30 protein-coding genes and 1 tRNA gene are annotated in these 23,535 nt (G+C 62.5%); 10 read left to right on the top strand and 21 right to left on the bottom strand.

Annotated features, from left to right (window positions below):
• Positions 1–279: 279 nt before the first annotated feature.
• A complete protein-coding gene (phhA, locus tag RQP55_RS11485; RefSeq protein WP_315610374.1) occupies positions 280–1,158 on the bottom strand; it encodes a phenylalanine 4-monooxygenase in 879 nt (292 codons plus the stop codon).
• A gap of 625 nt (positions 1,159–1,783) precedes the next feature.
• Positions 1,784–1,874: transfer RNA gene (locus tag RQP55_RS11490), tRNA-Ser, on the bottom strand.
• Between the two features lie 117 nt (positions 1,875–1,991).
• Between RQP55_RS11490 and RQP55_RS11495 the strand changes: the two genes are divergently transcribed.
• The gene (locus RQP55_RS11495; RefSeq protein ID WP_315610335.1) at positions 1,992–3,038 is read left to right on the top strand and encodes a peptidylprolyl isomerase; all 1,047 of its coding nucleotides are present in this window, start codon (positions 1,992–1,994) and stop codon (positions 3,036–3,038) included.
• Positions 3,035–3,370 (top strand): DUF1905 domain-containing protein, encoded by a 336-nt coding sequence (locus RQP55_RS11500; protein ID WP_315610336.1) that lies wholly within the window; start codon positions 3,035–3,037, stop codon positions 3,368–3,370. The genes RQP55_RS11495 and RQP55_RS11500 overlap by 4 nt, the downstream gene beginning before the upstream one ends.
• On the opposite strand, the gene RQP55_RS11505 is transcribed toward RQP55_RS11500, so the two are convergent.
• Complete coding sequence (locus RQP55_RS11505; protein ID WP_315610337.1) at positions 3,367–5,457, bottom strand: bifunctional (p)ppGpp synthetase/guanosine-3',5'-bis(diphosphate) 3'-pyrophosphohydrolase; 2,091 nt, start codon at positions 5,455–5,457, stop codon at positions 3,367–3,369. The two genes, RQP55_RS11500 and RQP55_RS11505, sit on opposite strands and share 4 nt — an antisense overlap.
• A gap of 53 nt (positions 5,458–5,510) precedes the next feature.
• The gene (hemF, locus tag RQP55_RS11510) at positions 5,511–6,368 is read right to left on the bottom strand and encodes an oxygen-dependent coproporphyrinogen oxidase (protein WP_315610338.1); all 858 of its coding nucleotides are present in this window, start codon (positions 6,366–6,368) and stop codon (positions 5,511–5,513) included.
• Positions 6,369–6,412: 44 nt separating this feature from the next.
• On the opposite strand from hemF, the gene pdeM reads away from it, so the two are divergent.
• From pdeM to RQP55_RS11530, 4 genes are all read left to right on the top strand, one after another.
• Positions 6,413–7,081, top strand: coding sequence for a ligase-associated DNA damage response endonuclease PdeM (gene pdeM / locus RQP55_RS11515; RefSeq protein WP_315610339.1), 669 nt, complete (start codon positions 6,413–6,415; stop codon positions 7,079–7,081).
• A gap of 96 nt (positions 7,082–7,177) precedes the next feature.
• Positions 7,178–7,699: a translation initiation factor IF-3 gene (gene infC / locus RQP55_RS11520; protein WP_315610340.1), complete on the top strand. Its 522-nt coding sequence runs from the start codon at positions 7,178–7,180 to the stop codon at positions 7,697–7,699.
• Between the two features lie 30 nt (positions 7,700–7,729).
• The gene (locus tag RQP55_RS11525) at positions 7,730–9,133 is read left to right on the top strand and encodes a DASS family sodium-coupled anion symporter (protein ID WP_315610341.1); all 1,404 of its coding nucleotides are present in this window, start codon (positions 7,730–7,732) and stop codon (positions 9,131–9,133) included.
• A gap of 39 nt (positions 9,134–9,172) precedes the next feature.
• Positions 9,173–9,649 (top strand): PaaI family thioesterase, encoded by a 477-nt coding sequence (locus RQP55_RS11530; protein ID WP_315610342.1) that lies wholly within the window; start codon positions 9,173–9,175, stop codon positions 9,647–9,649.
• Here the strand turns inward: RQP55_RS11530 and RQP55_RS11535 are convergent, their stop codons facing one another.
• Entirely contained in the window at positions 9,650–10,183 is a 534-nt protein-coding gene (locus RQP55_RS11535; protein WP_315610343.1) for a J domain-containing protein, read from the bottom strand.
• A gap of 147 nt (positions 10,184–10,330) precedes the next feature.
• On the opposite strand from RQP55_RS11535, the gene RQP55_RS11540 reads away from it, so the two are divergent.
• Positions 10,331–10,507, top strand: a complete 177-nt coding sequence (locus RQP55_RS11540; protein ID WP_315610344.1) for a hypothetical protein — start codon at positions 10,331–10,333, stop codon at positions 10,505–10,507.
• A 24-nt stretch (positions 10,508–10,531) separates the two neighbouring features.
• On the opposite strand, the gene pal is transcribed toward RQP55_RS11540, so the two are convergent.
• From pal to hisB, 13 genes are all read right to left on the bottom strand, one after another.
• Positions 10,532–11,047, bottom strand: coding sequence for a peptidoglycan-associated lipoprotein Pal (gene pal, locus RQP55_RS11545; protein ID WP_315610345.1), 516 nt, complete (start codon positions 11,045–11,047; stop codon positions 10,532–10,534).
• A gap of 70 nt (positions 11,048–11,117) precedes the next feature.
• Positions 11,118–12,443 carry a Tol-Pal system beta propeller repeat protein TolB gene (gene tolB / locus RQP55_RS11550; RefSeq protein WP_315610346.1) on the bottom strand — a complete coding sequence of 442 codons (1,326 nt, stop codon included), beginning with the start codon at positions 12,441–12,443 and terminating at the stop codon, positions 11,118–11,120.
• Positions 12,444–12,463: 20 nt separating this feature from the next.
• Positions 12,464–13,267 (bottom strand): hypothetical protein, encoded by an 804-nt coding sequence (locus RQP55_RS11555; RefSeq protein ID WP_315610347.1) that lies wholly within the window; start codon positions 13,265–13,267, stop codon positions 12,464–12,466.
• A 4-nt stretch (positions 13,268–13,271) separates the two neighbouring features.
• Positions 13,272–13,754: a biopolymer transporter ExbD gene (locus tag RQP55_RS11560; RefSeq protein ID WP_315610348.1), complete on the bottom strand. Its 483-nt coding sequence runs from the start codon at positions 13,752–13,754 to the stop codon at positions 13,272–13,274.
• Complete coding sequence (gene tolQ / locus RQP55_RS11565; RefSeq protein WP_315610349.1) at positions 13,754–14,458, bottom strand: protein TolQ; 705 nt, start codon at positions 14,456–14,458, stop codon at positions 13,754–13,756. Before tolQ ends, RQP55_RS11560 begins: the two co-directional genes overlap by 1 nt.
• Entirely contained in the window at positions 14,458–14,913 is a 456-nt protein-coding gene (locus RQP55_RS11570) for a YbgC/FadM family acyl-CoA thioesterase (protein WP_315610350.1), read from the bottom strand. Before RQP55_RS11570 ends, tolQ begins: the two co-directional genes overlap by 1 nt.
• A 44-nt stretch (positions 14,914–14,957) precedes the next feature.
• Entirely contained in the window at positions 14,958–15,341 is a 384-nt protein-coding gene (locus RQP55_RS11575; protein ID WP_315610351.1) for a histidine triad nucleotide-binding protein, read from the bottom strand.
• The gene (locus RQP55_RS11580; RefSeq protein ID WP_315610352.1) at positions 15,341–15,667 is read right to left on the bottom strand and encodes a phosphoribosyl-ATP diphosphatase; all 327 of its coding nucleotides are present in this window, start codon (positions 15,665–15,667) and stop codon (positions 15,341–15,343) included. Before RQP55_RS11580 ends, RQP55_RS11575 begins: the two co-directional genes overlap by 1 nt.
• A 56-nt stretch (positions 15,668–15,723) precedes the next feature.
• Positions 15,724–15,918: a hypothetical protein gene (locus tag RQP55_RS11585; protein WP_315610353.1), complete on the bottom strand. Its 195-nt coding sequence runs from the start codon at positions 15,916–15,918 to the stop codon at positions 15,724–15,726.
• 115 nt (positions 15,919–16,033) lie between these two features.
• Positions 16,034–16,816: an imidazole glycerol phosphate synthase subunit HisF gene (hisF, locus tag RQP55_RS11590; protein WP_315610354.1), complete on the bottom strand. Its 783-nt coding sequence runs from the start codon at positions 16,814–16,816 to the stop codon at positions 16,034–16,036.
• A 3-nt stretch (positions 16,817–16,819) separates the two neighbouring features.
• Complete coding sequence (gene hisA, locus RQP55_RS11595) at positions 16,820–17,548, bottom strand: 1-(5-phosphoribosyl)-5-[(5-phosphoribosylamino)methylideneamino]imidazole-4-carboxamide isomerase (RefSeq protein WP_315610355.1); 729 nt, start codon at positions 17,546–17,548, stop codon at positions 16,820–16,822.
• Positions 17,545–18,165: an imidazole glycerol phosphate synthase subunit HisH gene (gene hisH / locus RQP55_RS11600; RefSeq protein WP_315610356.1), complete on the bottom strand. Its 621-nt coding sequence runs from the start codon at positions 18,163–18,165 to the stop codon at positions 17,545–17,547. The genes hisA and hisH overlap by 4 nt, the downstream gene beginning before the upstream one ends.
• Complete coding sequence (gene hisB, locus RQP55_RS11605; RefSeq protein ID WP_315610357.1) at positions 18,158–18,751, bottom strand: imidazoleglycerol-phosphate dehydratase HisB; 594 nt, start codon at positions 18,749–18,751, stop codon at positions 18,158–18,160. Before hisB ends, hisH begins: the two co-directional genes overlap by 8 nt.
• A gap of 83 nt (positions 18,752–18,834) precedes the next feature.
• Here hisB and RQP55_RS11610 point away from each other — a divergent pair, with 83 nt between their 5' ends.
• The 3 genes from RQP55_RS11610 to gmk are packed head-to-tail and all read left to right on the top strand — an operon-like array spanning position 18,835 to position 20,288.
• A complete protein-coding gene (locus RQP55_RS11610; protein WP_315610358.1) occupies positions 18,835–19,320 on the top strand; it encodes an SspB family protein in 486 nt (161 codons plus the stop codon).
• On the top strand, positions 19,317–19,604 hold the full coding sequence (locus tag RQP55_RS11615; protein WP_315610359.1) for a hypothetical protein: 288 nt from the start codon (positions 19,317–19,319) through the stop codon (positions 19,602–19,604). Before RQP55_RS11610 ends, RQP55_RS11615 begins: the two co-directional genes overlap by 4 nt.
• Positions 19,605–19,634: 30 nt before the next feature.
• The gene (gene gmk / locus RQP55_RS11620; RefSeq protein WP_315610360.1) at positions 19,635–20,288 is read left to right on the top strand and encodes a guanylate kinase; all 654 of its coding nucleotides are present in this window, start codon (positions 19,635–19,637) and stop codon (positions 20,286–20,288) included.
• A gap of 10 nt (positions 20,289–20,298) precedes the next feature.
• Here gmk and RQP55_RS11625 read toward each other — a convergent pair whose 3' ends face one another.
• From RQP55_RS11625 to RQP55_RS11635, 3 genes are read right to left on the bottom strand one after another with little or no spacing between them, the layout of a single operon-like run.
• Complete coding sequence (locus tag RQP55_RS11625) at positions 20,299–21,114, bottom strand: SDR family NAD(P)-dependent oxidoreductase (protein ID WP_315610361.1); 816 nt, start codon at positions 21,112–21,114, stop codon at positions 20,299–20,301.
• Positions 21,115–21,125: 11 nt separating this feature from the next.
• Positions 21,126–22,265 carry an acyl-CoA dehydrogenase family protein gene (locus tag RQP55_RS11630; RefSeq protein ID WP_315610362.1) on the bottom strand — a complete coding sequence of 380 codons (1,140 nt, stop codon included), beginning with the start codon at positions 22,263–22,265 and terminating at the stop codon, positions 21,126–21,128.
• A 3-nt stretch (positions 22,266–22,268) separates the two neighbouring features.
• A complete protein-coding gene (locus RQP55_RS11635) occupies positions 22,269–23,429 on the bottom strand; it encodes an acyl-CoA dehydrogenase family protein (protein WP_315610363.1) in 1,161 nt (386 codons plus the stop codon).
• Positions 23,430–23,535: the final 106 nt, after the last annotated feature.

A 23,535-nucleotide genomic window follows, 5' to 3' on the forward strand; every position in this document is an offset into this window, starting at 1 on the left:
AAACGCTGAAACATAGGCCGCGTGAACTTTTTACGAAAAACCACTGTCCCGTCAGCGGCCGCGCCGTGCAGTTGAAACACGTTCTTCGCCAGATCGACCCCGATAATTACTACGTCCGTCATGGTTGCCTCTCCTATCCCGATGGCTAATGCACCGTAATGCTGGTGCATTATGACACCGTTGGGGAGAGCGGCATCCACCCCATCTCTGGAGAAAAGAGCCCCAGTCCTTGTGATCGGATTAGACTAAGCCGGCGCCTTGCGTTGGGAAACCAATCATCTAGGCCTTGGCATGAACAGATCTGGCTCCGGCATGAGCTTGCGTGCCGATATTGAAAATCACATCCTCAGCAACGATTTCATCAAGCCCATAGTCAGGCAGCTGCGCGGCCGAGTAATAAAGAGGTTCGAAATCGGTATCTAAGGTTTGATGCAAGAGATCCTCAAAACTGTCGATCACGAAATACGCCTGTTGGTAATCGTCGATACGATATGGAGTGCGCATCAGACGCGCCAAATTAAAACCTAACCGATGCGGAGATGAGCTCTCGAGCGAAAACGCTGTTTCTCCTCCGGACGAAGCTATTCCAGCACCGTATAGTTTAAGGCCTTCGTCAGATCGGATCAGGCCAAATTCAACGGTATACCAATATATCCGAGCCAGCCTTTTTAAGGCTCCATAGCCCTCAGCCCTCAGCCCTCCTTCACCATAAGCCTGCATGTAATCGGCGAAAACGGGGTTTGCGAGCAACGGCACGTGACCAAATACATCGTGAAAGATGTCTGGTTCTTGGAGATAATCAACTTGATCAGACTGGCGAATGAACCGTCCAGAGACGAACCGACGGTTCGCAAGATGGTCAAAAAACTCTTGGTCCGAAATTAGCCCGGGCACTGCGACGATGCGCCAACCGGTAGCTGCAAATAAGCAGTCGGAAAGTCGTTCAAAATCGGGGATGCCTGGTTCATCCAAACCAAGAATTGAGAAGCCTTCAAGAAATTCAGGCACTGCCTTGCGCGCCAATTTTTTGATTTGGTTGTTGAAGAGGAGGTCCCATGTTCGGTGCTCCGCTTCAGTGTATCGCTCCCAACCTTGAGGGATGACGCTATCGAGCTTCACGGAGCTCTCCTGAGGCCTTCCACGTTCTGGCCAACTCAGCCAACCGGCTACATCCCTCGACTAATATATTTTTCGGACACGCGACATTCATGCGAATGGCGCCCGCACCGTTATCGATAAACATCTCTCCGCCTTCGACGACCAGACCTGTGCGCTCGAGTATAGTCCCTTTTTTGCCAAGGCAGATTAGCACTGAGCCCAAATCGATTGATCGTTTGTCTGTCTCAACAGAACCGTTCAGCGTCACGACAAGCCGCAATGGAAGAGCAGCGGTCAACTGGAAGGCACCGGTCAGGAACTTGCCAGTCGCCATCGACTGGGTGGAGACGACCGGCTGGCCCCAGAGCGTCGGCGACAGGTTATTCCGGCGAAGCAGAAGTACTAGCCGGCGGCGACCGTAGCACTGGTTTCGCAACCCTTTGCTTGGCGCAATCAAGCCTCAACGCTTCGGCTGATTAAGAGAGCGAAAAGCGAGGAAATCTGCCAGTTTTTTCGACCGTAGCGTTTCCGATGCGCTTCGGGTGAAAAGAGACAAACGGGCTTTAGAGACTGAGATTACCGATATCAGCAGTCTCTTCGCTTCGGTCGGATGAACGAAAACGCCGCAGAACTGCGCCATTTCGGGCGCCACCCTGCGGTTAATTTATATTTTACAATGGGATAATGGCGGAGCGGGAGGGATTCGAACCCTCGATACGCTTTTGACGTATACTCACTTTCCAGGCGAGCGCCTTCGACCACTCGGCCACCGCTCCGCATGCACTGGAAGCAAGCGCCCTAGCGAGGTGCGGGAACCGACGCAAGCATTGGCGCTGGATGTTGCGATCGACTGACCGCTTGCAGCATTGATTTTTGCTGGCAATGTCTGGGCCATGCGCAAACTGATCACGATCGCCGCCTTGCTTGCGGCCACTCCGGCCCACCCGCAGGCGTCCGCTAACGTTGCCGCAGGTCGCGCCCAACCATCGCCGCTTGCACCGTCAGAGATCGTCAACGCCGCACCCAAGGATGACTGGATGGCTATTCCTCCGTCCGACCTCTTGGTGATGGACCTGGCGCCTGACGCCAAGGACAAGCCGCGCCGGGTGGTGATCCAGCTGATGCCCGCGCCGTTCAGCCAGGGCTGGGTCAGCAATATCCGCAAGCTGGCGGCGGCGAAGTTCTGGGACGGGACCAGCATCAACCGGGTGCAGGACAACTATGTCGTGCAATGGGGCGATGCGAATGCCGAGGACAAGACCAAGGCGCGGAAGTTGCCGGGGGATCTGGCGGTGGTGCTTCAGGCCAATTATTCGAGCAGGCTTGGGAAACAGGAGGTCGTCTACAGCTTGCAATCGGCACATCCGCTGGGACAGGACTTCATAACAGACGGCGCAGGTTCAAAGACCCGCTGGTATCCCATTCACCCAAGCCGCGATGCCTACGCTGAAGGCACTGCCATTCTCGCAGGTTGGCCAATTGCGGTTGCACCTAGGGCTACGGCAACGGACAAAGAGCTCGAGCTTAGCGGCTGGCCCGTCCACTGCTACGGCATGGTTGGCGTAGGTCGCGACATGCCGCCCAACACCGGCACCGGTGCCGAGCTCTACGCCGTGATCGGCCATGCCCCGCGCCATCTCGATCGCAATATCGCGCTGGTCGGCCGGGTGATCGAGGGGATTGAGCACCTTTCCAGCCTGCCGCGCGGGACCGGGGCGCTGGGGTTCTATGAAACGCCCGAGGAGCGCACGGCAATCGTCTCAATCCGGATCGGCAGCGAGGTCAGCGGGCTGCCGGCCTACGAATACCTCTCGACCGAAAGCGAGAGCTTTGCCCGCTATGCCGATGCCCACGCCAACCGCCGCGATGCCTTCTTCATCCGCCCGGCGGGCGGGGCGGACATTTGCAACATCCCGGTGCCGGTGCGGCGCGCGAAGTGACCCTTCGGCAAGCTCAGGTTGAGCGGGAGATCATTAGGCACAGCGGCACACTCTGGCGCTGGAAGGGTGGCTCGGGCGGTTCTTGGCATTTTCTGACCATCGATGGCGCGGCAGGCGAAGCCTTGTCCGGCACAGCACTGATGCGGCGGATGGAGAGGACCCTGGGCGGGTTCGGCTCGCTCAAGGTGCAGGCGACGATCGGGGATAGCCGTTTCCATACTTCGCTGTTCCCCAGCAAGGAACTGGGCTGGCTGCTGCCGGTCAAGGCCAGCGTCCGCAAGGCCGAGGGAATCCGCGAGGGCGACGAAGTCGTCGTCGCCCTGGAAGTTTAGAGCCGTTCAGCCTCGGCCACGGCATCGCTCGCGCGGAGGGCGGAAACAATCCGCGTGAGGTGGGCGAGGTCAGTCACCTCAAGGTCTGCGTCATAGGTGCTGAACAGCTCATCGCGGTTCGAGTTTTCCAGCGCGGCGATGTTGGCGCGGTTGCTGGCGAAGATGCCGGCCGCTTCGGCCAGGGTGCCGGGGCGATTGTGCAGCACCATGCGAATGCGGGCGACTGCGCCGGTGGTGCGTTCACCCCACGACAGGTCAAGCCAATCGGCATCGACACCGCTGGCCAGCGTCAGGCAGTCAATCGCGTGGACTTCCACCCCCTTGCCCGGCACGCGCACGCCAACAATCCGGTCGCCCGGGACCGGGTGGCAGCACTCGGCCAGATGGAAGGCGACTCCTGCCGTCAGGCCGCGGATGGAGATCGCCCGTTCCTGCTTCGGCCAGCTTTCCGGGTCTTCCATCCCGCTGGTGCTGCCGGGGACAAGCGCTTCCATCACCTGACGGTCATCGAGCTTGGCCGTACCAATCGCGATCAGCAGGTCTTCCTCGCTCGGCAGGCCCAGCCGCTTCACAGCTTCGCGCACCGCCTTCTTGCCAATCTTGCTGGGTAGCCGGTCGGCGATGCCTTCAAGCAGCTTGCGCCCGATCGCGGCGACTTCCTCGCGCTCCTTGGCCCGCACGGCCCGGCGGATCGCGGCGCGTGCCTTGCCGGTAACGACAAAGCCCAGCCATGAGAGCTGGGGCGAAGCCGTGCGATTCTTGATGATCTCGACCACGTCACCATTGTTCAGCGGCGTGCGCAGCGGCATGTGCCGGCCGTTGATCTTGGCGCCGACCGCGAAATTGCCGAGGTCCGAGTGAACCGCATAGGCGAAGTCCACCGGGGTCGATCCCTTGGGCAACTGGTGCAGCGCGCCCTTGGGCGTGAAGGCGAAGATCCGGTCCTGATAGATCGCCATCCGGGTATGCTCGAGCAGTTCCTCGGCATCATGGCTGGCATCGACGATTTCGATCAGGTCGCGCAGCCAGCCAACCTGGCCATCGGGCCGGTCACCCTGTTTGTAGGCCCAGTGCGCAGCGAGGCCAAACTCGTTGGTGCGGTGCATCTCGTGGGTGCGGATCTGCACCTCCATCCGCATCGAGTTCTCGAATATCAAGCTGGTATGGAGCGAGCGATAGCCGTTCGACTTCGGGGTTGAGAGGTAATCCTTGAATCGGCCCGGGATCATCTGCCAATTGGTATGGAGCACGCCGAGCGCACGGTAACAGTCCTCGGTGCTGTCGGTGAGCACGCGGAATGCCATGATGTCGGAGATCTGTTCGAACGAGACATGGCGTTCGGCCATCTTCTTCCAGATCGAGTACGGATGCTTCTCGCGCCCCGAAACCTCAACCTTCAACCCCGCTTCGGCCAGTGCCTGCTTGATCGCGAGAGCAATGGCATCGACCTGCCCGCCATCGGTCTCGCGGATCTGGGCCAGCCGCCCGGTGATGGTGGCATAGCCTTCAGGCTCCAGCTGCTCAAAAGCCAGCAGCTGCATCTCGCGCATATATTCGTACATGCCCACCCGCTCCGCCAGAGGGGCATAGATTTCCATCGTCTCGCGCGCGATGCGGCGGCGCTTCTCATCGCTCTTGATGAAATGCAGCGTGCGCATGTTGTGGAGCCGGTCCGCCAGCTTGACCAGCAGCACACGGATATCTTCACTCATCGCCAGCAGGAACTTGCGCAGGTTTTCCGCCGCGCGCTCGTTCTCGCTCATCGCTTCGATCTTGGACAACTTGGTCACCCCGTCGACCAGCCGAGCGACGTCGGGCCCAAACAGCCGTTCAATCTCCTCGGTCGTCGCCAGCGTATCCTCGACCGTATCGTGGAGCAGGGCAGTGACGATCGTTTCCTGGTCGAGCTTCAGCTCGGTCATCAGGCCTGCCACTTCTACCGGGTGGCTGAAATAGGGATCGCCGCTGGCGCGCTTCTGCGTGCCGTGTTTCTGCACGGTATAGACATAGGCCCGGTTGAGCATCGCCTCATCGGCGTCCGGGTCATAGGCGAGCACCCGCTCGACAAGTTCATACTGGCGCAGCATTGGCATCTATGTGGGGGATCAGCCCCCAAACCCGCAAGCGCTTTTGCCGCCGATCATGACCAGGTCGCTTCGGGCGGCAGGCTCATCAGGATCGCATCAATATTGCCGCCGGTCTTGAGGCCGAACAGCGTGCCGCGGTCATAGACCAGGTTGAATTCGGCATAGCGGCCGCGCCATTCCAGCTGCTGGCGCTTGTCGGCTTCGGTAAAGGCCATGGCCATCCGGCGGCGGACCAGCTGAGGGAAGACGGCAAGGAACGCCTCACCAACATCGCGGGTGAAGGCAAAGTTGGCTTCGAACCCGGCATCGTCGGCGCATTCCAGGTGATCGTAGAAAATCCCGCCCACGCCGCGGTGGACATTGCGGTGGGGGATGAAGAAGTACTCGTCAGCCCAGGCCTTGAACTTCGGGTAATAGGCCGGGTCGTGCGTATCGCAGGCCGCCTGGAACGCGGCGTGGAAGTCTGCCGTATCATTGGCATAGGGGATTGGCGGGTTGAGATCACCGCCGCCGCCGAACCAGGCCTTGGTCGTGGTCAGGAAGCGGGTGTTCATGTGCACCGCGGGCACGTGCGGGTTGGCCATGTGCGCAACCAGGCTGATGCCGGTGGCGGTAAAGCCGGGGTTTTCCTCGCTCGCCCCGTTGATCGATCCGGCAAACTGCGGCGCGAAGGTGCCATGGACGGTCGAGACATTGACGCCGACCTTCTCAAACACCTGGCCCTTCATCACTCCGCGCGTACCGCCACCCGGATTGGGATTGCCTTCCTCTTCGCGCTGCCAGGTCTGGTAATCGAACCGCGCGGCGCTGCCGGCCTCGGCCTCGATCGCTTCGAATTCGGCGCAGATCCGGTCGCGCAGGCTTTCGAACCAGGCCTTGGCGCGATCGGTGTAGGGGGTCCAGTCAGTCATGACCCGCCCTTGCCAAGCGAACGGCCTTCCGGCAAGGAAAAGCCATGGTTCCCTTTTCGTTCGCGGGTGAGGACATGGCGCTGCTGGAAGGCGGCGCGCTTTACTGGCCGCGCGAGGAGGCGCTGCTGGTGGCAGACCTGCACCTTGAGAAGGCCAGCTTCTTTGCCCGGTTCGGCCAGATGTTGCCGCCCTATGACAGCCGGGAGACGCTGGAGCGGGTGGCGCGCGCGATCCGATTGAGCGGCGCGCGGCGGGTCTTTACCCTGGGCGACAATTTCCACGATGGCGACGGGGCGAACCGGCTGGAGCCCCATGCTGCCGGGATGCTGGCGGCATTGACCCGGGTGGTGGACTGGGTCTGGATCGGCGGCAATCACGATGTCGGGGCGGCACCAGGTACGATGCTGGAGGAACTGGCGGTCGGTCCGCTGGTTTTGCGGCACGAAGCCCGCGCCGGGGAAGCCCGGGCCGAGCTTTCGGGTCATTTCCATCCCAAGCTGCGGATCGCGGCGCGCGGGCGGTCAGTGGCGCGGCCGTGCTGGGCCGCCAGCGAGCGCAAGCTGATCCTGCCTGCGTTTGGCGCGCTGACCGGGGGGATGGACGTGGCTGACCCGGCCATCATCGCCGCAATGCAGCCCGCCAAGGCGGTCCATGCGGTGCTACCGGTACGGGGCAAGCTGGTCAGGGTTCCCGTCTGGCAGGAAGCCGCATAAAATCGCCGCTTCCACCGCGCGGGGATTCGGATTAAGGACGCGCGCATCGAGACATTGCCCAAAGGAGCAGGAACTATAGCACCCCCACCCCGGCGCATGCTGACGCCCCCCGTGAAGAGCGGGCCGCGCTACAACCAGATGATCACCTCGGACAAGGTCCGCGTCATTGACGAAAACGGTGAGAACCTTGGCGTCATGTATACCCGCGAAGCGATCGAACAGGCAGCCGAAGTAGGGCTGGACCTGGTGGAGATTTCTCCCAACGCCGATCCGCCGGTGGCGAAGTTCCTTGATGTCGGCAAGTTCCGGTATGAGGCCCAGAAAAAGGCCAATGCCGCGCGCAAGAACCAGAAGACGCAGGAGATCAAGGAGATCAAGATGCGTCCAAACATCGACGGTCACGATTATGATGTGAAGATGCGCGCGATCCACAAGTTCATCGGCGAAGGTGACAAGGTGAAGGTCACTCTGCGTTTCCGCGGCCGCGAACTGTCGCACCAGCAGCTGGGCATGAACCTGCTCAAGCGGGTGCAGGAAGACACCGCCGAAGAAGCCAAGATTGAGGCCTATCCCCGCATGGAAGGCCGCCAGATGCTGATGGTGCTGTCGCCCAAATAAGGTCGGCATGACGAATTGGGGGAAGGAAGCATGAGCGCAAGGCGCATTGCCTTTTGGCTGGGCCCGCTCGGCTTCCTTCTGACCCTGTTGACCCAGACCCCAGCGGGAATGCCCACGCTTGCTTGGCCGACGGCCGGGCTGGTGTGGTGGATGGCGGCATGGTGGATGACCGAGGCGTTGCCGCTGTCGGTCACTGCGCTGCTGCCGTTCATCGTCCTGCCGCTGATTGGCGTGTCCGATGCCAACAAGACGGCGTCGACCTATTATTCTCCGGTCATGTTCCTCTTCCTTGGCGGGGCATTCCTGGCCCTGGCGATCGAGCGGACGGGCCTTCACCGCCGTCTGGCGCTGGCGATCCTGGCCCGCGCCGGGCATTCGCCGTTGCGGCTGCTGCTGGCAGTGATGTGCGCCACGGCGCTGATCAGCATGTTCATTTCCAACACCTCTACCGCGCTGATCATGATGCCGATGGCGCTCGCCATGCTCGCTTCGGGCGGCGTCAGTGAAGGGGAAACGCATGGCATGGCCGGCGCCTTGCCGATGGGCGTGGCCTTTGCCGCAACGCTGGGCGGCTATGGCACGATCGTCGGCACGCCAACCAATGCCATCGCCGTTGCCCTGCTCCAGAAGAGCCTGGGGGTGGAAATCAGCTTCGTCGAATGGTCAATGTATGGCCTGCCGTTGGTGGCGCTGTCGGTCCCGCTGGCCGCACTGATCATTGCCCGGGTCCAGCGGATCGGCCAGAGCAGCTTTGATCCCGCCGCCGCGCGCGCGGCGATCCACCTGCCGGAAGGCTGGACCACGCCGGAAAAGCGGCTTGCCCCGGTCTTTGCGCTGACTGTGCTGGCCTGGGTGACCATGCCGCTGCTCAAGCCCATGTTCCCGGCCGGCGGGCTGGATGACGGCACTATTGCAGCCCTGGCCGGGCTGACGCTGTTCTTCATCCCCGATGGCACGGGTCGCCCGCTGCTCAAGTGGGACGAGGCCAACCGCGCTCCATGGGGTGTGATCCTGATGTTTGGCGGCGGCCTCGCGCTCGCCATGGGCATGACCGAAAGTGGTCTTGCCGACTGGATGGGCCAGATGCTGCTGCCGCTGAAGGCCGTGCCGCTGCCGATCATCGCGCTGGTGCTGGTCGGCTTCGTCGTTCTCGTTACCGAATTCGCCAGCAATATCGCCGCCGCCAGCGGAATCATGCCCGTGGTCGGCGCGCTGGTAGTGGCGCTCGGGGCGGACCCTATTCTGCTTGCCCTTCCCGCCGCACTTGCCGCCAGCTGGGGCTTCATGCTGCCGGCAGGAACGGGGCCGAATGCCCTGGCCTGGGCGACCGGGCACATTTCCCTGCCGCGCGTGCTCAAGGCTGGCCTGCTGCTGGATCTGGCCGGTGTCCCGCTGATGGTTGGCGTAGTCTGGGCCGGCGCCGCGCTAGGCTAAGGCTTGCGAGGATCGGCAGCTTCTGCTTGAGGCTTAGCCATGAGCGAGCACACCCACGATAAGCTTCGACAGGACGAACCGACACTCCGCCCTGGCTTGGCACGGGTGCAAGAAGGGCCGTGGGCCGACTGGTACCACTGGGAACCAGTCGACGATTTCGAAGAACATGCCGGACCGTTCTACTGCAAGCCTGATGGCAACTCCGTGCTCTGCGGCTTCATCCCCGAAGCGAAGAACCGCAACGGCGGTGGCAATATCCACGGCGGAGCGCTGATGACCTTTGCCGACTATGCCCTGTTCATGATCGCCGGGGGCATGGAAACGTCGGTCCACGGCGTGACGATGAACATGAACTGTGATTTCGTGGGTGCGGCCGAACCCGGCCGCCTGCTTACCGCGCGGGGCGAGGTGGTCCGCGCTGGGGGAAGCGTGGTCTTCGTGCGCGGCATCATCGACGATGCCGGGCGCAACGTCCTATCGTTTTCAGCATCCATCAAGCGCTTCAAGAAGCCCTGATCAGCCCTTCCACTCGCGCCGCTCTTCCGCGGCGCGGAGAACTTCATAAGCCAGCTGCAGCGCCTGAAAGGCCTTGGCCGCTTCCTCATCGCCCGGGCGCAGATCGGGGTGAACCTGTTTGGCCTTGGTGCGGTAGCTCTTCTTGATCGCCTCAAAATCGGCGTCGGGTTCCAGTTCAAGCAGGTCCAACGCGCGCAATTCATCACGGCTGCGGGTCCCATCGCCCGATCCGGCCCAGCCGTAGTGCGCCGATTCCTTGAAGCCTTCGTGGGTCTGGCGCTCTTTCGCCTCGCGTTCGGCTGCTTCTTCGGCAGTCAGACCGGCAAAATAATCCCACCCGCGGTTATACTCAGCGGCATGCTCCTGGCAGAACATCCAGCGATCCGGGCTGTTGGGAGACTTGGGTGCAGGGCAGTTGCCCGGTTCAGTGCAGCCGGACCGATCACACAACCGGACATGAACCGTCTCACGCGCGCCGCCATACCCCCCCCAGCGGGGAAAGCCCCAATTGTCCGATCGGCGCACTCTGCTCATCGAGCCGCGATAAGCCCGCAGCCCGAGTCCGCGCAAGCGAAAGCGCTATACAGCAATGATTAAGGAACGCCGGGCAAAAGTCCGTATTGCACTGCAGCATTTCACGGCCCAGCAACCTTGCGCCGATCAAGCCGGAGTATAACCATCATGAGCAAGCAACTCGCCCTGTCGATTGCCGCCTCAGTGCTGGCAATGGCTGCGTTCGCCCTGTTGGGGAACAAAGTGTCAGGCGTTGGAATGGCCTATAATGGCGCTCGCTGGTCAGTTCAGGCAGATGCCTCGGCCCTGCCCGATCTGGGCCAGATGCTGCCGACGCTGCAATAAGCAGCGCCGGCCAGCTTACACGAATCAGTCAATTGTGATTGTCACCGCGCGGCGGTTCTTGGCCCAGCTTTCTTCATCCGAACCCAGAGCTACAGGACGTTCCTTGCCATAGCTGACAGTGGTCAGTCGGGCGGCATCAACACCCAGGGTGACGAGATAATTCTTTGCCGCGTTGGCCCGGCGTTCACCCAGCGCAAGGTTATATTCCCGGGTGCCGCGCTCATCGGCATGGCCTTCAATCGAAGCCCGCTTGCCAGGATACTTCTGCAGCCAGGTGGCCTGGGCCTGCAGCGCAGCCTGGTCGGTCCCGTCGATGTTGAACTTGTCGGTATCGAAGTAAATGGTGTCTTGGCCAGCCATCTGGGCCACAAAGTCGGCCTGGCTGCCGGGATTCGGACCCGACGGAGCGGGCTGCGTCGAAGCGGTGGAGACCGCCGGAGCAGGATCTGGCGGCAGCTGCTTGGGCGCTTTGGTCGCACAGGCGCCGAGAGCCAAAGAGGCAGCCGAGATGGCGGTGATGGTCAGGCGCGAAATTGCCATGGGTTTCTCCTTTTCAAATGCGTTTTTGGTTGGCTCGACCCATTGGAGTCAACACCATCGTTCGGCCCTATCAGGGCCGGAGCGGTCCCCAGGCCGGATCTGATCCGGCGACCGGGGTTTGCAACTGCCGCTCGTTTCGACCGGTCAAGTCCACTTGCCACAGCGATGCCTTGCCGCTGCCACGTTCGGAGCGGAAGAACTGGATAATACGGCCATTGGGCGCCCAGGTCGGGGCCTCATCTTGCCAGGAATCGGTGAGATAGCGGAGGCCCTGCCCGGCCGGATCCATCACCGCGATGCGGAAATTGCCAGCGACATGGGTGAATGCGATTTGATCTCCGCGGGGGCTCCATTCGGGCGTCGCAGCCCGGCCGCCGAAAAAGCTGATCCGCTTCTGGCCCGAGCCATCGGCGTTCATCACATAGACCTGCTGGCTGCCCGAGCGGTCGCTTTCAAACACGATCCGACTGCCATCGGGCGAAAACGAGCCGCCGATGTCGATCCCCGGCGTGTCCGTAAGGCGGATGGGCGCCCCACCACTGGCCGGCATCTTGTAGATGTCGGTATTGCCGGCGATCGCCATGGAATAGAGAACCCACTTGCCATCAGGCGACCAGCGCGGCGCAAACAACGGGTTCTGGCCTTGCAGCAGCAGGCGCTGGGTGCTGCTTTCCAGATCGTAGATATAGATCCGGGGCTGGCCGTTGAAATAGCTCAGGTAAAGGATCGACTTGTAGTCCGGCGAATAGCGCGGGGTCAGTGCCGTTGCTTGCCCGGTGGTCAGGTAGCGGTGATTGGCCCCATCCGAATCCATAATCGCCAGCCGCTTCACTCGCCGGTCCTTTGGCCCGGTTTCTGCGATATAGGCGATCCGGCTGTCAAAGAACGGGCTTTCGCCCGAAAGGCGGGCATAGACCATATCGGCGCATTTGTGGGCCGCACGGCGCCAGTCGCCCGGCGCCACCTGCCAGGCGGCACTGGCGAGCTGCTGCTTCAGCGCAACGTCATAGAGATAGCAGCCGACCAGCAGCTGGCTGCCATCGCCCGGCCGGACGAAGCCCTGGACCAGCATTTCAGCGCTGCGCCCGGACCAGGTATCGAAGGTCGGGGTGCGGACTTCCTCAAAAGCAGGACGCGGGAGGCTGTCCGGCCCCACCGGTTTGAACAGTCCGTTGTTCTTGAGGTTGGCGGTGATCACCTGCGCCAGGCTGTAGCCCAGCGCCCCGGTTGAACCGGCGCTGGTCGCGGTCGGCACATCGGCATTGGTCGCGAAAGCAGGGATCGCAATGCCAAGGTCCTGCCAATCGCTTTCGTCCAGAACCTCGATCGCCGCTTCAGATGCTGGCGCTGGTGGCACCTCTTGAGCGAATGCTGCAGCGGGCAACAAAACGAACATAACGGCGGACAACAAACGTCTCATAAGCTCTTTCTCATTCTGATCGGAGGCGGTCGCCGCCAAGCCTCATAAAATTCCGCAGGCAGATTAAATGGCGCAGCCAGTTGTAACGCCTTCACAGCTTCTTCTGCATGCCGCTTCGCTTGGCTGCGATTCGAACCCGTAATCCCCTCTTGTCCTAGTACTCTCGGTGAACCGATCAGATTACCCTGCTGATCCAGCTCAATTGAGATTATTGTGACGAGCTTTTCAGTCTCGACGCCTTGCGGCACCCGTCCCTGCCACTTCGGTTTGATCTGGCGCAGAATGGCACCCGAGAGCGCTGAGCGGACCGCAGGGCCTATCGTCGTCGCAGGCGGCGGTCCAGGCGGGGACTTGGCCGTCCCGCCGGGCATACCCTTGAGGAAATCGTCACCGATCCGGCTCGCACCAGGTTTGCTCGCTGTCTTGGCGGGTAGCGCTTTCAGAGCCGGGGTCACCGCCTTCGCGGGAGGAACCTTGGCCAGCGGCGCTGGTTTGGGCGGCGGAGCGGCGGTCGCGCGCGCGGCGGGCTTGGGCAGGGGTTCGGGCTGCGGCACCGGCACTGGCTCCGGGGGAGCGGCTTCCTCGCCCAGTTCGGGTGCCTCATCGGCTGCAGCCGGGGCGCTCGAGGGCGAGGTAGAGGTAAGACCAACGTCGTCGCTCAGCGTCACGGTGATGCGCTCGGGTGGCGGCAGCGGGATCGGCGTCGGCCGCAGGGTCAGCACGGCCACCAGCCCGACATGGGCAGCAAGAGCGGCCAGCAGTGCCAGCCCTTCATCACGGCGAAGATCGGTCAGCGCCATCCGCTCAGTCCTGTCCGGGCGTACCTGAACTGCCAATTACCGGCTGAGCGGAGCCGGAAGAATTCGTGACCAATGAGATAGCATTGAAGCCAGCGCGGTTGAGCTCTCCCATGACGGCAATCACCTCGCCATAGTCAAGGTTCTTGTCCGCCCGCAGGGTCACCAGCGGCGGCTTGCCATCGGCGCCGCGCGGCACTGATGCCAGCCGGTCCGGCAAGGCCGCCAGCGCAATCTCGGTCTGGTCAATGTAGAGCCGCCCGTCGCGTGACAGCGATAGCTCGATCTGCTGGGGGTCCTGGTCAAGCGCCTTGGCTCGGCTGTCTGGCAGGTTCACCGGCACTCCGGCGTTGAGCAGCGGCGCGGTGACCATGAAAATGATCAGCAAGACCAGCATGACGTCGACCAGTGGCGTCACGTTGATCTCGGAAACCGGCACCCGCGAACGGCGGCGACCACGGCCGCCACCAGAGGAGAGGCTTGCACCCATCAGGCTTCGTCCAGCTCGCGGCTAAGGCTGGCGTGGAAGCGGTCCGCAAAGCGCTGCAACCGGGCCTCAAGCTGGTTCACGCGGTGTGAAAAGCGGTTGTAGGCAATCACTGCCGGGATGGCGGCAAACAGGCCAATGGCCGTGGCAAAGAGCGCCTCGGAAATACCCGGCGCGACGACTGCGAGCGAAGAATTTTGCTGCGAGCCAATCTGGAAGAATGAATTCATGATCCCCCAGACCGTGCCAAACAGCCCGACAAAGGGCGCAACCGAGCCGACCGTGGCCAGGAAGTTGAGACGTTCGGCCAGGCCATCGGCCTCTTGTGCGACGGCACTGTCCATGACCCCGGCCAGGCGCTGGCGGGTGCCATCGCGATCAATTAACTTGGTCGCGGTCGAACGGCGCCATTCGGCCAACCCGGCGGCGACGATCTGGGCCGACGGGTTCTCACCCGCTTCCTTGCCTCCGCGCTGGGCCTGGAAAGCGGCAATATCGCTGGCCTTCCAGAAATCCCGCTCATAGGCGCTGCTCCGCTTGGCGATCACGGCCATACGCAGCGAGAACGAGATGATAATTGCCCAGACCCAGACCGAAGCCAAAATCAAGCCCGCCATCACGGCCTGAACAACGATGTCGGCATCGAAAAACAGCTTGAGAGGATCGAGGCGGGTCGGAGCAGCGCTTAGCAGGGACAGGGTGTTCATCAGATACCTTCGGGCATGATAGTGGCAAAGGCAGCACGCCACGCAGCGGGCATCCGCCGCGGGCGGCCTTCGGGAGAGACGAAACCGATCCGCAGCCGCGCTTCGGACAGCAAGCGGCCATCCTCGTGCCGAGCCACCTGGTGCATTCGGCAACTCGCCGCGCCCAATTCCTCGCACGTGGTTTCGATTCTTACGGCATCGTCAAGCCGCGCCGGCGCGGCATAGCGGATGGTTAGCTCGGTCACGGCAAATGCTCCCTCGCCCGCTTCGTTTACGGCGCGCTGGTCAATTCCCAGCAGCCGGACGAAATCGGACCGGGCGCGCTCAAACCAGCGCAAGTAATTGGCATGATAGACCACACCCGACAAATCGGTGTCCTCGAAATAGGCACGCACGACAAAGCGGTGCGCCTTGCCATCAACCAGGCCCGAGGGAGCAGGGGGAAACGTCGCCATGGCGGGGTCTTAGCCGGGGGGCGACTCGCGAGGCAAGAGTCCGTTCAGTCGAACCGCGCCAACATTGGGCCAAGCGGCCGCCCGCCAAACAGGTGGACGTGCAAATGTGGCACTTCCTGGTGGCCGTGCTGGCCAATGTTGGCGAGCAGACGGTAACCCGGTTCAACCAACCCGAGACTGCGCGCAACGTGACCCACCGCGCGAATGAAACCGGCAATTTCCGCCTCGGCAGCGCGGGCAGAAAAATCGTCCCAGCTGACATAGGCCCCCTTGGGGATCACCAGAACGTGCGTGGGTGCCTGTGGATTGATATCATGGAAGGCCAGAGCCCACTCGTCTTCGAAGACCGTGCGGTTCGGAATTTCGCCGCGCAGGATCTTGGCGAACACGTTTTGGTCATCATAGGGCAGGGTCGGGTCGATCGGCATCAGTCGGTGTTCCTTGCGGCTTTCTCGGCAATCCCGCTGGTTCCTTCGCGGCGGTCAAGCTCGGCCAGAACCTCGTCGAGCGAAACCCCCTTGGCGTCGAGCAGGACCAGCAGGTGAAAAATCGTGTCGGCAGCCTCGCCCACCAGTTCCTCGCGCGTTCCGGCCAGCGCCGCGGTTATGGTTTCAACCGCCTCCTCGCCCAGCTTGCGCGCGATCACGGGCAGGCCACGCGCGTGCAGCTTGGCCACCCAGCTGGTAGTGGGATCGGCAGAGCGGCGCGCGGCGATTGTCGCGGCCAGTCGGGCAAGGGTATCGGGTGCGCTCATCGCCACCCGAATGCGGCGCGATGGCGCAGGGGTCAAGCGGCTAGCTTGCTAACGATTTAATCCCGTGGCGGTCGGCGCCCACCTTGCCGGCCAACAATCAAGCCGAGCACGCCCATGGCCAGCAGAGTTGCTGCGCTGGGATCGGGGATCGTCACACCGTTGCTGGCAACGGCAGGCGCATCGGCTGCAAGTGCCAACAAGGCGAGCAGCAGGTGCGGCCAGGCCTGGCGGAGGGAAGCAAATCGCGGCATCGCAGCAACTTACGCAAGGCCCGTGCCACGATTAGGGGATCCCCGCGGTCCGACGCGCAGCGTGGTTAACCGTATTCCGGCACGGCAAGCTCTTGTAAAGCAAGCCGACTCCGCCTCAACCGCGGGCAGGCAGTCCGGCAGCGCGCAAGGCGGCGTGCGCTTCGGCAATGGTGTGCTTGCCAAAATGGAAGATCGAGGCAGCCAGCACGGCGCTGGCATGGCCCCGGGTCACCCCTTCAACCAGATGGTCAAGCGTCCCGACCCCGCCGCTGGCGATGACCGGAACCGAGACAGCATCGGCAATCGTGCGGGTAAGCTCAAGATCATACCCGGCCTGGGTGCCATCCCCGTCCATCGAGGTAACCAGCAGCTCGCCCGCACCCAATTCGGCCAGGCGGATGGCGTGGGCAACGGCATCGATCCCGGCCGCCTTGCGCCCGCCGTGGGTGAAGATTTCCCATCCTTCGACAAGCTCAGGACGAGCGGGGTTTCGTCTGGCGCGGGCATCAACCGAGGCGACCACGCACTGGCTGCCGAAACGTTCGGCGATCTCGGCCACCACTTCGGGTCGGCTTACGGCGGCAGAATTGACCGCCACCTTGTCTGCCCCGGCCAGCAGCAGCGCCCGCGCATCGTCAACCGTCCGCACCCCGCCGCCAACGGTCAGCGGCATGAAGCAGACTTCGGCCGTGCGGCGCACCACATCGAGCAGCGTCCCGCGGCCTTCATGGCTGGCGCTGATATCAAGGAAGCACAACTCGTCCGCCCCGGCAGCGTCATAGGCCCGCGCCTGCTCAACCGGATCGCCGGCATCCTTGAGGTCGACGAAGTTCACACCCTTGACCACCCGGCCATTGGCGACATCGAGACAGGGAATGATGCGGATGCGGACAGTCATAGCTCAGGCCCGGTTCGCCATCGCGATCGCGGCGGCCAGATCGAGCCGGCCTTCATAAAGCGCGCGGCCCGTGATCACGCCCTCAATCCCGTCGACCGCATGGAGCGAGAGGACATGGATGTCGTCCAGCCCCTTCACACCCCCGCTAGCGATCACCGGAATATCAACCTGGCGGGCCAGTTCGACCGTCGCATCAATGTTGACGCCCTTGAGCAGGCCATCGCGGCCGATGTCGGTGAAGAGCAGGCTGGCAACGCCAGCGTCCTCGAACCGGCGGGCCAGATCGACCACGGGCACGTCCGATACCTCAGCCCAGCCCTCGGTTGCGACCATGCCGTCGCGCGCATCGACCGCCACAACGATCCCGCCGGGAAATTCGCGGGCCATGTCCTTGACGAATTCAGGGTCCTTGAGCGCGGCCGAACCCATGACGACGCGCGATACGCCAAGATCGAACCAACCCTCTACGGCCTCGCGGGTGCGGATACCCCCGCCCAGTTGGACGTGGCCTTCGAATGTTTCGAGGATAGATTCCACCGCACTGCGGTTCTCGGCCCGCCCGGCAAAGCTGCCATCCAGATCGACAACATGCAGGAACTGCGAACCGGCCGCCGCGAACAGCTGGGCCTGGGCCGCGGGATTGTCGCCATAGATGGTCGCCCGCTCCATGTCGCCTTCGGACAGGCGGACAACCTGGCCGCCCTTAAGGTCAATCGCGGGAAAGACAATCAAGGTTTCCACTCCAGGAAGGACCGAAGCAGGGCGAGGCCGTAGGCCTGGCTCTTTTCCGGATGGAACTGCACCCCCATGATCGTGTCGCGGCCAACGGCAGCGACAAGGCCGCCGCCGTGATCAGTCATCGCCAGGGCGTGATGTCCGTCATCCGGCACGAAGTGGTAGGAGTGCAGGAAATAGGCCTCGCCACTTTCCAGCAACGGCGCATGGGGGCGGACGATCACATCGTTCCAGCCCATGTGCGGGATCTTGATTGCCGGATCGGTCGGCTCGATCAACCGTATTTCGCCGCCGATCCAGTCCAGCCCCGGCGTAACGCCGTGCTCGACCCCGCGCGAGGCCAGCAATTGCATGCCGACGCAGATGCCCAGAAACGGCGCAGCGCCGACCAGCACCCGCTCGGTCATCGCTTCCACCAGGTGCGGAATGGCGCGCAGCCCTTCCGCACAAGCCTTGAAGCTGCCGACACCAGGCAAGACGATACGGTCGGCGGCGCGGACAATGTCAGGATCGGCGGTGACCGTCACGCCTTCGGCCCCGGCGGCCTTCAGCGCATTTGCCACCGAGTGAAGATTGCCCGCGCCGTAATCAATCAGCGCGAGGACCTCAGCCACCGAGTTGGCCCTTGGTGCTGGGGATCGCCCCACCCTTGCGCGGGTCGAGCTCCACCGCCTGCCGCATCGCGCGGGCAAAGCCCTTGTAAATGCCCTCGCAGATATGATGATTGTTGGTGCCGTAGAGCAGCTCGATATGCAGCGTTATGCCAATCGCCTGGGCGATCGACTGGAACCAGTGCTCAAACAGCTCGGTATCCATTTCACCCAGCCGCTCCTGGGTAAATTGCGCGTTCCAGACCAGCCAGGGTCGACCCGAAATATCAAGCGCGACGCGAGCCAGCGCTTCGTCCATCGGGCTGTAGGCGGTGCCATAGCGGCCGATCCCGGCCTTGTCGCCCAGCGCGCTCGCAATGGCCTGGCCGATCGCGATGGCGCTGTCCTCGGTGGTGTGGTGCTGGTCGACGTGGAGATCGCCCTTCACGTGGCACGTGATGTCGATTAGCGAGTGGCGGCTGAACTGCTCGATCATGTGATCAAGGAAGCCGATCCCGGTGCTGACATCATAGGACCCGGTCCCGTCGAGGTTCACTTCGACGAGAATGTCGGTTTCGTGAGTCTTGCGGGCGATCCGACCGGTGCGCATAGGGGTGGTCTATAGGCCAGAAACGGCGGCGCGCAAGCGCTTTGCCCTTGACCCGCGCCCATGCCGTGGCCACTTGTGAAGTCATGACAGACAATGCGCCCGACAGCCTGATCCCCTATGACGAAATCGTGCAAGAGGCGCTGCGCGCGGTAGTGGGCCGGGTCTTGGGAGAGATCGTTGCCACCGGCGGCGCCCTGCCGGGAGAGCATCACTTCTACATCACCTTCAAGACCGGGGCGCCGGGGGTCTCGATCCCGCAGCATCTCAAGGAACGATTCCCGGACGAGATGACCATCGTTTTGCAGAACAAGTTCTGGGACCTGGGCGTGGATGAGCAAGGCTTCACCGTTGGGCTGACCTTCAACCAGATCCCGGCAAAGCTGGACGTGCCGTTCAGCGCGATCACGGCTTTCGTCGATCCGGCAGTCGATTTCGGGCTGCAATTCCAGGCCATGGACCAGGATGACGAACCCGAGCCGCATGACGATGCCGAAAATGACGCCCCGGTTGCGGCCGAGAGCGAGCCGGGATCGAACGTTGTTTCGGTTGATTTCGGGCGCAAGAAATGACCTCGCCCGATCGCTTGCTGGCACGGCTGGCCCGCCAGGGCGGCGGACGGCTGCTGAACTCGGCGATCGACAAGATCCTGCCTGACACACCGGGCGAGGGAAAGGCCAAGCGTAACCTGTTCGCGGGTCTGGCGGGCGCAATGGCGATGCGGGTAGCGACCCGCTCGGTCCCCGGCGCAATCGTCGTAACCTCGGGCCTGATGGCCAAAAAGCTGTACGACCGGCGCAAGGTCCGCAAGGGCAAGGCCGCGGCGACAGGGCAAAACACTGCCCCAAAGGCTTGATTACCCGCCCCCCATGCGCGAATGGAGCGCATGGACCAAGCCGCTAACACCACCGGTGACACCCTCCAGCGCCGCGGGCTGATGCTCATCCTCTCTTCGCCGTCCGGCGCAGGGAAGACCACGATCAGCAAGATGCTGCTGGCGCGCGATGGCGCAATCAACTTATCCGTTTCAGCCACTACCCGTCCCATGCGCCCGGGCGAGGTTGACGGAAAAGATTATATCTTCGTCGATCAGCCAACCTTTGACCGGATGGTAGAGGAAGAACACTTCCTAGAGTGGGCGACGGTCTTCGGCCATTCCTATGGCACGCCCAAGGCTCAGGTTAAGGCCGGGCTGCGCGAAGGTCGTGACTTCCTGTTCGACATCGACTGGCAGGGGACCCAGCAGCTTTACCAGAAGCTGGAAACCGATGTGGTCCGCGTCTTCCTGCTGCCGCCCAGCATCGATGAACTACGCCGCCGCCTGACCGGACGCGGTACCGACAGCGCCGCAGTGATCGCCGCGCGGATGGAACGCGCCCGCGCCGAGATCAGCCACTGGGACGGTTATGACTATGTCGTGGTCAACGACGATATCGAGGCCTGCTATGACAAGGTCCTCGAAATCCTGCACGCCGAGCGCATGAAGCGTGCCCGGCAGACCGGGCTGATCGGCTTTGTCCGTGAATTGATGAAGGGGTGACCCCCGGGGCTTAGTGCCCCGAGGGATCGTTGTAGTCTTCAGGAATCCAGGCATTGACGATGCCGCCATCGATCGGGATCGTCGTGCCGACGACATAGTCGCCCGCCCGGCTGGCAAGGTAGATCGCGCCCGCGGCCATATCCTCAGCCACGCCTATGCGCTTGTAGGGGATGCCTCGGGCCGAACCTTCGGGGTTCTTGGCCGCCGCCTTGTTCATCTCGCTCGGGAAGGCGCCGGGCGCGATGCCGGTGCAGACAATGTTGTCCTTGATCAGCCGCGCCGCCATCCGCTTGGTCAGATGGATCACCGCCGCCTTCGAAGCCTGGTACGAATAGGTTTCCCAAGGGTTCGGGCGCAGGCCATCGATCGAGGCGATGTTAATCACCTTGGCCGGGGCCTGGAACGTACCAGCCGCCTTGAGCAGGCCGTGCAGCTGCTGGGTCAGGAAGAACAGGCTCTTGACGTTAAGGTTCATCACCTTGTCCCACCCGGCTTCGGGGAACTGGTCAAACTCTGCCCCCCAGGCCGCACCGGCATTGTTCACCAGGATATCAAGCTTGCTCTCACGCGCAGCAATCTCGCTCACCACGCGTTTGAGGTCTTCCATCTGGCTGAGATCGCCGGGCAAGCCGATCACCTTGCCCGGATAGGCCGCTTCAAATTCGGCAATCGTCTCGGCAATCTGCTCGCGCTTGCGGGCAGTGATGTAGACCCGCGCGCAGCCCGCGGCGAGATAACCTTCCAGGATCATCTTGCCGATCCCGCGGCTGCCGCCGGTGATCAGAGCAACTTTGCCTTCAAGGCTGAACAGTTTGCTGAAGTCCATCTGCTTGCTCCTCAGTAGCCGCTCAGCTGCGCAACGCGCTCGGCATGATAGTACATATCGCCCATGAATTCGGCGAGGGCGCGGTCGCGCTTCATATAGAGGCCGATGTCGTACTCATCGGTCATGCCGATCCCGCCGTGCATCTGCACCCCTTCCTTGACCGCAAGGCTGGCGGCCTTGCCGGCCTTGGCCTTGGCCACCGAGACCATCAGCTCCGCCTTTTCCGAACCGGCATCGAGCAACTGCTGCGCCTTGATCACGGCCGCGCGGGCAATTTCCAGCTCGGAATAGAGATGCGATGCACGGTGCTGCAGCGCCTGGAATTCACCGATCAACTGGCCAAACTGCTTGCGCTGCTTGAGATAGGTGGTGGTCATGTCAAAGGCCCCGCCAGCCACGCCGACGCTTTCCGCCGCTGCGCCGACACGCCCGGCGTTGAGCACCCGGTTCAGCAGCTCGCGCCCGGCATCAACCTCGCCAATCACGGCATCGGCATCGACCTGGACGCCATCAAGCTTCACGTGGGTGGCCATCGAGCTGTCGACAAGACGCACCGCGTCCTGACTGAGCCCGGCCGCATCCTTGGGAACGGCAAACAGCGTGATCCCGTCGCGATCATCATCGGCCCCGGCGGTGCGGGCCGCGACCACCAGCATGTCGGCGCTGCCGCCGTGGACCACGAAAGCTTTGCTGCCCGTCAGCTTGAAGCCATTCCCGGCGCGTTCGGCGCGAGTGGCAATCCGTTCCGGCCGGTGCTTGGGGCCTTCATCGATCGCGACTGCGAAGACACTGTCGCCCGCCAGCAGGCCAGGCAGGTAACGCCCCCGCAATTCGTCATTGCCGCCACCAATCGCAGTTGCGGCCATGACCGAGCTGGTCAGAAACGGCGAAGGTGTAAGGTTGCGGCCAATCTCTTCGAGCACGATCCCGGCTTCGACATGGCCCATGCCGAGGCCGCCATCGGCCTCGCTCACCAGGATCCCGGTAAAGCCCAGCTCGGCAAACTGCTTCCACAGCGCGTGGCCGAAGCCGTCCTTGCAGTTCTTGTCACGCCAGTGGCGCAGCTGCTTGGCTATCGTGCCTTCCTCGCCCATGAACTGGCGCGCGGTGTCGGCCAGCATGGCCTGATCTTCATTATGGTAAAGCGCCATGGTTCAGGCTCCCGGCAGGTCGAGAATGCGTTTGGAAATGACGTTCAGCATGACTTCGCTGGTCCCGCCTTCGATCGAATTTGCCTTGGTTCGCAGCCAGTTCCGGGCCTTTGACCCGCCGCCCGAAGTTTCACTGTCCCACTCCAGAGCAGCCGAACCACCGGCCGCCATCAGCAGTTCATGACGACGCTTGTTCAGCTCGGTCCCGGCATACTTCATCATGTTGGGCTGAGCCGGATGGGCCTTGCCCACCTTGATCTCATCCAAAAACTTTTCGCCCATCGCAGTGAAAGCCAGGGCATCGACATCGAACATCGCCAGTTCGGCACGCAGCAGCGGATCTTCGAGGCCATTGCGCTTGGCAAAGGCACCAATGGTGTTGAGCCGGTCATTACCACCCGCGCCCGAGATCATCTCCCGTTCGTGGCCCAGCAGATACTTGGCGACATCCCAGCCGCGGTTCAATTCGCCCACGATCTGGTGCTTGGGCACCTTCACATTGTCAAAGAAGGTTTCGCAGAACGGAGAGTTGCCGCTGATCAGCAGGATCGGTTTGGTCGAAACACCGGGGGTTTCCATATCGAACAGCAGGAACGAGATGCCCTGGTACTTATTGGTCTTGTCGGTGCGGACCAGACAGAAGATCCAGTCGGCCTTGTCGGCATAAGAGGTCCAGATCTTCTGACCGTTGACCACCCAATGATCGCCCTTGTCCTCGCCATAGGTCTGCAAGGAAACAAGGTCAGAGCCCGAACCTGGTTCGGAATAGCCCTGACACCAGCGGATTTCACCGCGGGCAATCTGGTTCAGGTAATGGACCTTCTGCTCTTCGCTGCCAAACTTGAGCAGGGCCGGGCCAAGCATCCAGATGCCGAAGCTGGACAGCGGCGGGCGGGCGCCGATGCGCTGCATTTCCTCACGCCAGATCTTCGCTTCGGCCGGGCTCATCCCTGCCCCGCCATAAGGCTTGGGCCAATCCGGCACGGTATAGCCCTTGGCGGCACAGCGTTCGAGCCACAGCTTCTGGGCCTCGTTCTTGAACTTGAACTTGCGCCCCCCCCAGCAGATGTCATCATCGCCGCGGGCGGGCTCGCGCATTTCGGCGGGGCAATTTTCTTCCAGCCAGGCGCGGATTTCGGCCCGGAAGCCATCAAGGTCAGACATGTGGCAGACTCCTCTCTTAACCGAGAGGTTAAAGCGAGTCGGCCCGCTTTCGCAAGGGCGCATTTCCGCCGCTTTGGCGGGCCCCACCGGAAGGCACGCTTGCCGT

This window comes from Novosphingobium sp. APW14 (assembly GCF_032337075.1).
Lineage (GTDB): Bacteria > Pseudomonadota > Alphaproteobacteria > Sphingomonadales > Sphingomonadaceae > Novosphingobium.

Coding starts and splice junctions, on each gene's coding strand:
- RQP55_RS11525 (WP_315610341.1), top strand. CDS start 7,730: ATGAGCGCAAGGCGCATTGCCTTTTGGCTGGGCCCGCTCGGCTTCCTT.
- RQP55_RS11535 (WP_315610343.1), bottom strand. CDS start 10,183: ATGAGCAGAGTGCGCCGATCGGACAATTGGGGCTTTCCCCGCTGGGGG.
- RQP55_RS11615 (WP_315610359.1), top strand. CDS start 19,317: ATGACCTCGCCCGATCGCTTGCTGGCACGGCTGGCCCGCCAGGGCGGC.
- RQP55_RS11575 (WP_315610351.1), bottom strand. CDS start 15,341: ATGCCGATCGACCCGACCCTGCCCTATGATGACCAAAACGTGTTCGCC.
- RQP55_RS11625 (WP_315610361.1), bottom strand. CDS start 21,114: ATGGACTTCAGCAAACTGTTCAGCCTTGAAGGCAAAGTTGCTCTGATC.
- RQP55_RS11555 (WP_315610347.1), bottom strand. CDS start 13,267: ATGGCGCTGACCGATCTTCGCCGTGATGAAGGGCTGGCACTGCTGGCC.
- RQP55_RS11585 (WP_315610353.1), bottom strand. CDS start 15,918: ATGCCGCGATTTGCTTCCCTCCGCCAGGCCTGGCCGCACCTGCTGCTC.
- infC (WP_315610340.1), top strand. CDS start 7,178: ATGCTGACGCCCCCCGTGAAGAGCGGGCCGCGCTACAACCAGATGATC.
- gmk (WP_315610360.1), top strand. CDS start 19,635: ATGGACCAAGCCGCTAACACCACCGGTGACACCCTCCAGCGCCGCGGG.
- RQP55_RS11540 (WP_315610344.1), top strand. CDS start 10,331: ATGAGCAAGCAACTCGCCCTGTCGATTGCCGCCTCAGTGCTGGCAATG.
- RQP55_RS11635 (WP_315610363.1), bottom strand. CDS start 23,429: ATGTCTGACCTTGATGGCTTCCGGGCCGAAATCCGCGCCTGGCTGGAA.
- RQP55_RS11495 (WP_315610335.1), top strand. CDS start 1,992: ATGCGCAAACTGATCACGATCGCCGCCTTGCTTGCGGCCACTCCGGCC.
- tolB (WP_315610346.1), bottom strand. CDS start 12,443: ATGTTCGTTTTGTTGCCCGCTGCAGCATTCGCTCAAGAGGTGCCACCA.
- tolQ (WP_315610349.1), bottom strand. CDS start 14,458: ATGAACACCCTGTCCCTGCTAAGCGCTGCTCCGACCCGCCTCGATCCT.
- hemF (WP_315610338.1), bottom strand. CDS start 6,368: ATGACTGACTGGACCCCCTACACCGATCGCGCCAAGGCCTGGTTCGAA.
- RQP55_RS11530 (WP_315610342.1), top strand. CDS start 9,173: ATGAGCGAGCACACCCACGATAAGCTTCGACAGGACGAACCGACACTC.
- RQP55_RS11570 (WP_315610350.1), bottom strand. CDS start 14,913: ATGGCGACGTTTCCCCCTGCTCCCTCGGGCCTGGTTGATGGCAAGGCG.
- RQP55_RS11610 (WP_315610358.1), top strand. CDS start 18,835: ATGACAGACAATGCGCCCGACAGCCTGATCCCCTATGACGAAATCGTG.
- RQP55_RS11505 (WP_315610337.1), bottom strand. CDS start 5,457: ATGCTGCGCCAGTATGAACTTGTCGAGCGGGTGCTCGCCTATGACCCG.
- RQP55_RS11560 (WP_315610348.1), bottom strand. CDS start 13,754: ATGGGTGCAAGCCTCTCCTCTGGTGGCGGCCGTGGTCGCCGCCGTTCG.
- RQP55_RS11580 (WP_315610352.1), bottom strand. CDS start 15,667: ATGAGCGCACCCGATACCCTTGCCCGACTGGCCGCGACAATCGCCGCG.
- hisF (WP_315610354.1), bottom strand. CDS start 16,816: ATGACTGTCCGCATCCGCATCATTCCCTGTCTCGATGTCGCCAATGGC.
- hisB (WP_315610357.1), bottom strand. CDS start 18,751: ATGCGCACCGGTCGGATCGCCCGCAAGACTCACGAAACCGACATTCTC.
- RQP55_RS11630 (WP_315610362.1), bottom strand. CDS start 22,265: ATGGCGCTTTACCATAATGAAGATCAGGCCATGCTGGCCGACACCGCG.
- pal (WP_315610345.1), bottom strand. CDS start 11,047: ATGGCAATTTCGCGCCTGACCATCACCGCCATCTCGGCTGCCTCTTTG.
- pdeM (WP_315610339.1), top strand. CDS start 6,413: ATGGTTCCCTTTTCGTTCGCGGGTGAGGACATGGCGCTGCTGGAAGGC.